The sequence below is a fragment of the uncultured Frigoribacterium sp. genome (genome assembly GCF_963515265.1).
Taxonomy (GTDB): Bacteria; Actinomycetota; Actinomycetes; order Actinomycetales; family Microbacteriaceae; genus Frigoribacterium.
This window is the reverse complement of record NZ_CAUPYL010000108.1, coordinates 1-8,457: the sequence shown is the minus strand read 5'-3', so window position 1 is coordinate 8,457 and position 8,457 is coordinate 1. Positions and strand designations below refer to the sequence as shown.

Below are 8,457 nucleotides of genomic sequence, written 5' to 3'. Positions count from 1 at the left end.
CACGATCGCCAGCACCGCGGCGGCGCCGACGAGGCCGACGACGACCCCCGCGGGCAGCGACCCGGCGTGGCCGACGGCGAGGCCCGTCGCGAGCGCGAGCTCGAGCGGCGCGAGGACGCGCACCAGCAGCTCGAGCAGGGAGGTCATGCACCCGACACTAGAGGACACGCCGGGGCGCCCGGTAGGTACGCTGACGGCGGACCTCCGGTGTCACGGGCGTCCTCGGACGGTGTCGTCCGTCGGGAAGGCTCGCGCGCCTCCTGCGTTGTCACCGTCACATCTGCTCCGAGGAGGACCCGCATGACGCACGACTGGATCACCCTGCAGCACCGGGCGCACGCCGAGTTCGCGCGCCGCGTCGAGGCGGTCACCGACTGGGACGCCCCGACGCCCGACACCGAGTGGGCCGTGCGCGACCTCGTGCGCCACGTGACCCGAGAGCAGCAGTGGGTGCCCGTCCTGCTCGAGGGCGGCGACCCGAGCGAGGCGCAGGCCTCGGTCGAGCCGCTCGGCGACGACCTCGTCGACGCCTGGCACCGGTCGTCGCGCGCCGCGGCCGAGGCGTGGCGCGAGGCGGACCCCGAGGCCTCGGTGCGGCTCAGCTCGGACGTCGTGCCCGTGCACGAGTACCTCGCCGAGCAGGTCGCCGACGTCACCATCCACGCGTGGGACCTCGCCCGCGCCATCGGCTCGGACGAAGAGCTGGACGACGACCTCGTCGCCGCCGTCTGGTCGGTCTTCGAGCCGCAGCGGGACGCCCTCGAGGCATCGGGCCTCTTCGCCTCGCCCGTGCCGGTCGACGACGACGCCCCGCTGCTCGTCCGCCTGCTCGCGCTGACGGGTCGCGACGCCCGCTGACACAGGGTGCCCGCCCGACGACGGGGCCGCCCCCGCTCGCTGACGGGGCTGCCCCCGCTCGCTGACGCGGCTGCCCCCGCTCGCTGACGCGGGACGGGCCGAGCGCGCGCCCTCGCAGGTCGCCCGGACCTCGGGATGGTTCGATGTCCGCATGACCGCCGACGCCGAGTCCGACGCCCGCCCCTGGCTGCACAGCTACGCCCCGGGCGTCCCCGCCGACGTCGAGCCCGTCACGGGCACGCTCGTCGACCTGATCGACGACGCCGTCGCGGCACACCGAGGCCGGGTCGCCCTGGAGTTCTTCGGGCGCGAGACCCGTTACCGCGACCTCGGCGACGAGATCGACCGAGCCGCCGAGGGCCTCCGCAAGCTCGGCGTCACCGCAGGCGACCGGGTGGCCATCCTGCTGCCGAACAGCCCGCAGCACGTGGTTGCCTTCTACGCGACCCTGCGTCTCGGCGCGGTCGTCGTCGAGCACAACCCGCTCTACACCGACCGCGAGCTGCGCCACCTTTTCGAGGACCACGGAGCGAAGGTCGCGATCGCCTGGGACAAGCTCGTCGGGCGCCTCCGCGAGTTGCCCGGCGACCTCCGCTTCGACACGGTCGTCTCGGTCGACGTGACCCGCGGCATGCCGCTCGGCACCCGGCTCGCCCTCAAGCTGCCGATCCCGGCCGCCCGCAAGTCCCGCGAGGCGCTCACCGCCCGCGCCGTCGGCGACGTCAGCTGGCCCGACCTCGTCTCGGGTCGGCCCTTGAAGAGGCGCCACCCGCGCCCTGCCCTCGACGACGTCGCCCTGCTGCAGTACACGAGCGGCACGACCGGCTCGCCGAAGGGCGCCGTGCTGACCCACCGGTCGCTGCGCAGCAACGCCGAGCAGGGCCGCGCCTGGGTGCAGGGCGTCGTCGAGGGCGAGGAGACGGTCTACGGCGTGCTGCCCTTCTTCCACGCCTACGGCCTGACGCTCTGCCTCACCTTCGCGATGCGCATCGGCGCGCGTCTCGTGCTGTTCCCCAAGTTCGACGTCGACCTCGTGCTGAAGGCCGCGGCCAAGCACCCGCCGACCTTCCTGCCCGCGGTCCCGCCGATCTACCAACGCCTCGCCGAGGCCGCCGAGCAGCGCGGCGTCGACCTCCGCAGCGCCCGCTTCGCCATCTCGGGCGCGATGAACCTGCCCCTCTCGACCGTGACCGCCTGGGAGCGGGTCACGGGCGGCATGCTCGTCGAGGGCTTCGGCCTCACCGAGACGTCTCCGGTCGCCCTCGGCAACCCGATGGGGCCGACCCGTCGCCCGGGCACCGTGGGGGTGCCGTTCCCCTCGACCGAGGCGCGCGTCGTCGACCGCGACGACCCCGATCCCGAGCGCCCCGTCACGCCGGGCGCCGCAGGCGAGCTGATCCTCCGCGGACCGCAGGTGTTCCGCGGCTACTGGAACCGCCCCGACGAGACGGCCGAGGCGTTCCTGCCCGGCGGCTGGTTCCGCACCGGCGACATCGTCAGCATGAGCGCCGACGGCTACGTCACCATCGTCGACCGCATCAAGGAGCTGATCGTCACCGGCGGCTTCAACGTCGCCCCCTCCGAGGTGGAGGAGGCGGTGCGCGGCGTCGCCGGCGTGGCCGAGGCCGCGGTCGTCGGCCTGCCCCGCGACGGCGGCGGCGAGGACGTCGTCGCCGCGATCGTCGTCGAGCCCGGCAGCACGGTCGACCCCGAGGAGGTGCGCGACCACTGCCGCGAGCAGCTCGCCGCCTACAAGGTGCCGCGACGCGTCGTCGTGGTCGACGAGCTGCCCCGGTCGCTGATCGGCAAGGTGCTCCGTCGCGAGGTCCGCGACGCCCTCATCGCCGGCCGCTGACCGGCGGCCGTCGAGCTCACGGCCGCTGGCGACCGTTCGACCGGGCGCGTCCCGACGTGAGAGCGACGAAGCGACGTGGTGTTCCGCATCGGTTCGTCGTCTTCGCGTCGGTTCGTCCGCCTCCTCGGCCTACAGCACCGCCCAGCGGCCGAGCGGCCAGAAGACGACCGTCGCGCGGCCGACGACGTGGTCGAGCGGCACGAAGCCCTCGTAGGGGCCGGTCACGTGCGACCGTGAGTCCGCCGAGCGCTCGCGGTTGTCGCCCATCACCCAGAGCGCGCCGTCGGGCACGGTGACGTCGAACGGCGTCTGCGATGCCGGGTCGCCCTCGGGCACGTCCAGGTACGGCTCGTCGAGCGGCTCGCCGTTCACGAGCAGGCGCCCCTGGGCGTCACAGCACGAGACGGTGTCGCCGGGCAGCCCGATCACGCGCTTGACGAGGTCGTCGCCCTCGCCCGCGGCCAGCCAGCCGCCCGGGTCCTCGAAGACGACGACGTCGCCGCGGTGCAGGTCCATGACGCCGGGCACGAGCTCGTTCACCAGGATGCGGTCGCCGGTCAGCAGGGTCTGCTCCATCGACGCCGACGGGATGGAGAACGACCTCACGAGGAAGGTCCTGACGCCCCACGACACCAGCAGCGCGACGAGCACGATCACGACGAGGTCGCGCAGCCAGCGCAGCCCTCCCGCCCGCCGGGTCGCAGGAGGCGCGGCGGCGGCAGCAGGATCGGTCACCGGCCCATCCTCCAGTGCTCCCCCCTCCGGCACCTGACCCTGCGCCTGTACCTACCCGTGCCCGCGGCCCGCAAATGCCGACTGCAGCGCCCGCGATACCTGCATTTCCACGCGTTGCGAGCCCGAACTCACGCTAGCGGTCGGCATGTGCGGGCAAAACCCCCGAGGGTGGGAGACGGCGGCTACGCCTGGGCGCCCCGCAGCCGCTCGAGCCGCGCCAGCGAGTGCTCCTCGGCCACCGGCTTGTCGCCGAGCACGCGGCCGATCGCCCCGAGCATCACGCCCGCGGGCCGGGTGGTCGGCAGGTCGACCGGCCCGACGTGCGGCGCGCGCAGGCCGAGCAGCTCGCGGAACCGCGGCGGCAGGGTGCCCACGGCACCGTTGAACAGCACCGGATAGCCGACGCGCAGCACCGGGAACAGCGGCGGCCGCTTGATGAAGCCCACCACCTCCTCGGTCCGGGCCGTCCGCTCGAGGATCCCGCGGCGGTCGAAGTCCCTCAGCTGCTCCTGCATCTCGGCGACCGAGCGCGGCGGGTCGACGACGCCCATCAGCTCGCCGGCGGTCGCCCACTCGCGCACGTACGCGTCGGGCCCGCCGGGCACCTCGCCCTCGCCCCAGGCCAGGTACGCGGCGAGGAACGAGTCCGCGAAGGCCATGTGCACCCAGCTGAGCAGCTCGGGATCGTTCGCCGCGTAGTCGTGCGAGACGCCGTGCCGGTCGTCGTAGCTGCCGACGACCTTCGTGTGCAGGCGGCTGACCCACTGGGAGGCGTGGGTCGCCGCCTCCTGGCTGCCGTAGGTGACGGTGTAGATCCAGCGGATCGTGCCGGCGAGACGGCCGAGCGGGTCCTCGCGGAACCGCGAGTGGTCGTGCACCCCGGCGAGCGCCCCCGGGTGCAGCGCCTGCACGAGCAGGGCGCGCACACCTGCGAGGATGGCGGTGTTCGAGCCGTGCACGGCCCAGACCGCCGACCCCGGCGCGAAGAAGCCCTCGTCGTCGCCCTTCGCGAGGTCGGTGACCCACTCGGGCGTGCCCGTGTACTGGCCGTTGAAGGTGTACTGCAGGCGGGCGCGGAGCGGCTCGGTCAGGGCGGGCATCCTCCGATCATGCGCCGCAGAGGCTGGGCGCCTGCCCCCGGCGAGCCCGGGAGTCTCGACGTCGAGGCAGTCGAGGCGGTCGAAGCGGTCCGGCCGTCCTGCCGGGACGCACCGCGCCTCCTCGTCCCGGTGTCGAGACGAGGAGGCGCGGGCAGAACAGGCAGGCAGGCGTCAGTTGCCGTGCGCCTCCTCGGCGACGGGCTGCCACTCCTCCCAGAGCGCGAGACGCGACTCGTAGTCCTTCTTGGCGATGCCCAGGGGCGCCTTGCCGAAGAAGACGCGGAGCGGCGGCTCGTCGGCGTCGACGACCTTGAGGATCGCCGTACGGGTGGCCGTGGGGTCGCCGGGGTCGGCGGCCGAGGGGCGCTTCGACGCGGCCTCGCGGACCTCGGCGTACGCCTCGTTCTCGTCGCTCCGCGAGGCGGACGGGCCCGACCAGTCGGTCGAGAAGCCGCCGGGCTCGACGAGGGTGACCTTGATGCCGAAGCCGGCGACCTCCTGCGAGAGCGACTGGCTGATGCCCTCGAGCGCCCACTTCGACGCGTGGTAGATGCCGACCGTCGGGAAGGCGCTGATGCCGCCGATGCTCGAGACCTGCACGATGTGGCCGGAGCCCTGCTCGCGCATGATCGGCAGCGCCGCCTGCGTGACCCAGAGGGCGCCGAAGAGGTTGGTCTCGAGCTGGCCGCGCGCCTCCTCCTCGGTGATCTCCTCGACCATGCCGAAGTGGCCGTAGCCGGCGTTGTTGACGACGACGTCGAGGCGACCGAAGTGCTCGGCAGCCTGCTGCACGGCGGCCACGTCGGCGGCACGGTCGGTGACGTCGAGCTGGAGCGGCAGGAAGGTGTCGGGGTACTGCTCGACGAGCGCGTCGACGGCCTCGAGCTTCCGGGCCGTGCCCGCGACGCTGTCGCCGCGCTCCAGGGCAGCCTCGGCCCACTCACGGCCGAAGCCCTTCGACGCGCCGGTGATGAACCAGACCTTGCTCACGGTGTTCCTCTCGTCGTGTGGTGTCGCGCTGTCGGGAGCGCCGCTCCACTGAACGCCCGGCCTCCCCGACGCGCGCACAGCCAGCTCGGAGGGTGCGCATCTCGGCCTAGAGTGGGGCGCGTGACCATCGACACCGCCCGTCCCTGGCTGGCCTCCTACGCTCCCGGCGTCCCCCACGACATCGAGCCCGTCACGGGCTCCCTCCTCGACATCGTCGAGGGCACGGCCGCCGAGTACCCCAAGGCCGTCGCGCTCGAGTTCTTCGGCGCGACCACCACGTACGCCGAGCTCGTGGACCAGATCTCGCGCGCGGCCGAGGGCCTGCGCAAGCTCGGCGTCCGTCACGGCGACACCGTCGCCCTGGTCCTGCCGAACAGCCCCCAGCACGTCGTGGCGTTCTACGCGGTGCTGCGCCTCGGCGCGATCGTCGTCGAGCACAACCCGCTCTACACGCCGCGTGAGCTGCGGCACCAGTTCGAGGACCACGGCGCGAAGGTCGCGATCGCGTGGGACAAGGTCGTCGAGACCCTGCAGGACTTCCCGTCCGACGTCGCCGTCGACTCGATCGTGTCGATCGACGTCACCCGCGGCATGCCCCTCGCGACCCGCACCGCCCTGCGTCTGCCGATCAAGAAGGCCCGCGAGTCGCGCGACCGCCTGACCACGACCGTGCGGGGCACCGTCCCGTGGGAGAAGGTCGTCGGGTCGTCGCGCATCAAGGCACGTCACCCGAAGCCCGACACGACCGACCTCGCGGTCATCCAGTACACGAGCGGCACCACCGGCACCCCCAAGGGCGCCCAGCTGACCCACGCGAACCTGCTCTCGAACGCGGCGCAGTCCCGGGCCTGGGTGCCCACCATCACACGGGGCGACTGCACCGTGTACGCCGTGCTGCCCATGTTCCACGCCTATGGCCTGACGCTCTGCCTCACCTTCGCGATGAGCATGGGCGCCCGCCTGGTGCTGTTCCCGGCCTTCGACCCGACCCTCGTGCTCAAGGTGATGAAGAAGCGCCCCCCGACCTTCCTCCCGGCGGTCCCGCCCATCTACACGCGCCTCCGGAAGGCCGCCGACGACGCCGGGGTCTCGCTGAAGGGCGTCGAGGTGGCCATCTCGGGCGCCATGCCCCTGTCGGCCGAGGTCGTCGAGCCCTGGGAGGAGCAGTCGGGCGGCTGGCTCGTCGAGGGCTACGGCCTCTCCGAGTGCTCGCCCGTGCTGATGGCCAACCCGGTCGGCCCGACCCGCCGCGCCGGCACCGTCGGCCTGCCGCTGTCGAGCACGGAGGTGCGGGTCGTGGACCCCGAGAACCCCACCGTCGACGTGCCCGCCGGCGAGAGCGGCGAGCTGATCGTGCGCGGCCCCCAGGTCTTCAGCGGCTACTACCGGAAGCCGCAGGAGTCGAGCGAGGTCTTCGTCGACGGCGACTGGTTCCGCACCGGCGACATCGTCACCATCGACCCGGACGGCTTCGTCCGGATCGTCGATCGCATCAAGGAGCTCATCATCACCGGCGGCTTCAACGTGAGCCCGTCCGAGGTCGAGGAGGTGCTGCTGCGTCACGAGGGAGTGGCCGAGGCCGCTGCGGTCGGCCTGCCCTCCCCCGGCGGCGAGCAGGTCGCGGCCGCGATCGTCCTGCACCCGGGCGCCGAGGTCGACGTGCAGGCGCTGCGCGCCTTCGCCCGCCAGCACCTCACGCCCTACAAGGTGCCCCGTCGCATCGTCGTCGTCGACGAGCTGCCGAAGTCGCTGATCGGCAAGGTGCTGCGCCGCAAGGTGCGGGACGAGCTCGCCGACCGCTGAGCCGGGCCGAGCCGGGCCGGCCCGATCAGCCGCCGCCGCTGGCTCGCCGACCGGATCCGCTCGGCCGGCGCTAGCCTCGACGGCATGACCGTCGACGCTCTGCCCACCAGCACGCCGTCCGCCGAGGGGATCGACGCCGCCGGCGTCGAGGCCTTCCTCGACGGGCTCGAGTCCACGCCCGGCGTCGAGCCGCACAGCATCGTGCTGGTGCGTCACGGCTCCGTGGTGACGCAGGGCTGGTGGGCCCCGTACTCGGCCGACCGTGTCCACCTGCTCTACTCGCTGAGCAAGAGCTTCACCTCGACCGCCGTCGCCTTCGCGGTCGACGAGGGCTTCCTCGGCCTCGACGACACCGTGCTCAGCCACTTCCCCGAGCTCGACGCCGACGTGACCGACCCGCGCAGCCGATCGATGCGCGTCCGCGATGTGCTCGCGATGTCGAGCGGACACCGGGCCGAGGCCCTCGGCCGCGCGCTCGAGGCCGACCCGGCCGACCTCGTCCGCGGGTTCCTCCTCACGCCGCCGGAGGCCGACCCCGGCTCGGTCTTCGCCTACAACCAGCCCTGCACCTACGCGGTCGCGGCGATCGTGCAGCGCGCCTCCGGCCTGTCGCTCACCGAGTACCTGCGTCCGCGGTTGTTCGAGCCGCTCGGCATCGGGCAGGCCAGCTGGCAGCGCGACGACAGCGGCCGCGAGATCGGCTTCAGCGGCCTGCACGCGCAGACCGAGGCCGTGGCGCTGCTCGGGCAGCTGTGGCTGCAGCGGGGCGTGTGGCAGGGCAGGCAGCTGCTCCCCGCCTCCTACGTCGACGAGGCGACCCGGGTGCAGGTCGCGAACCCCAACGAGGCGAACGCGGACTGGAGCCAGGGCTACGGCTTCCAGTTCTGGATGGCCCGGCACGGCTGGCGCGGGGACGGCGCCTACGGCCAGTTCTGCGTCGTGCTGCCCGAGCACGACGTCGTGCTCGCGCTCACCGGCCAGACCGTCGACATGCAGGCCGTGCTCGACCTCGCCTGGCAGCACCTCCTGCCGGCCTTCGAGGGCGCGGGCGACGCTGCCGCCGACGACGCGCTGGCCCGCCGCACGGCCGCGCTCGGGCTGGCGCCCCTCGAGGAC

Annotated in this window: 7 protein-coding genes; 4 read left to right on the top strand and 3 right to left on the bottom strand. The window is 73.2% G+C overall.

The annotated features are described in order from the left end of the window. The first annotated feature begins 300 nt into the window (after positions 1 to 300). Both RWM17_RS09565 and RWM17_RS09560 read left to right on the top strand, forming a co-directional pair. On the top strand, positions 301 to 858 hold the full coding sequence (locus RWM17_RS09565) for a TIGR03086 family metal-binding protein (protein ID WP_314103061.1): 558 nt from the start codon (positions 301 to 303) through the stop codon (positions 856 to 858). A gap of 151 nt (positions 859 to 1,009) precedes the next feature. Further along, positions 1,010 to 2,713: a long-chain-fatty-acid--CoA ligase gene (locus RWM17_RS09560; protein ID WP_314103060.1), complete on the top strand. Its 1,704-nt coding sequence runs from the start codon at positions 1,010 to 1,012 to the stop codon at positions 2,711 to 2,713. Positions 2,714 to 2,842: 129 nt separating this feature from the next. Here the strand turns inward: RWM17_RS09560 and lepB are convergent, their stop codons facing one another. The 3 genes from lepB to RWM17_RS09545 form a co-directional block, all read right to left on the bottom strand. Then, a complete protein-coding gene (lepB, locus tag RWM17_RS09555) occupies positions 2,843 to 3,448 on the bottom strand; it encodes a signal peptidase I (RefSeq protein ID WP_314103059.1) in 606 nt (201 codons plus the stop codon). A gap of 182 nt (positions 3,449 to 3,630) precedes the next feature. After that, positions 3,631 to 4,548 (bottom strand): oxygenase MpaB family protein, encoded by a 918-nt coding sequence (locus tag RWM17_RS09550; RefSeq protein WP_314103058.1) that lies wholly within the window; start codon positions 4,546 to 4,548, stop codon positions 3,631 to 3,633. 171 nt (positions 4,549 to 4,719) lie between these two features. Then, complete coding sequence (locus tag RWM17_RS09545; RefSeq protein ID WP_209562125.1) at positions 4,720 to 5,538, bottom strand: SDR family oxidoreductase; 819 nt, start codon at positions 5,536 to 5,538, stop codon at positions 4,720 to 4,722. 120 nt (positions 5,539 to 5,658) lie between these two features. Here RWM17_RS09545 and RWM17_RS09540 point away from each other — a divergent pair, with 120 nt between their 5' ends. Beyond that, entirely contained in the window at positions 5,659 to 7,341 is a 1,683-nt protein-coding gene (locus RWM17_RS09540) for a long-chain-fatty-acid--CoA ligase (protein WP_314103057.1), read from the top strand. An 84-nt stretch (positions 7,342 to 7,425) separates the two neighbouring features. Continuing rightward, a partial coding sequence (locus tag RWM17_RS09535; RefSeq protein WP_314103056.1) for a serine hydrolase domain-containing protein occupies positions 7,426 to 8,457 on the top strand: 1,032 nt, incomplete at its 3' end.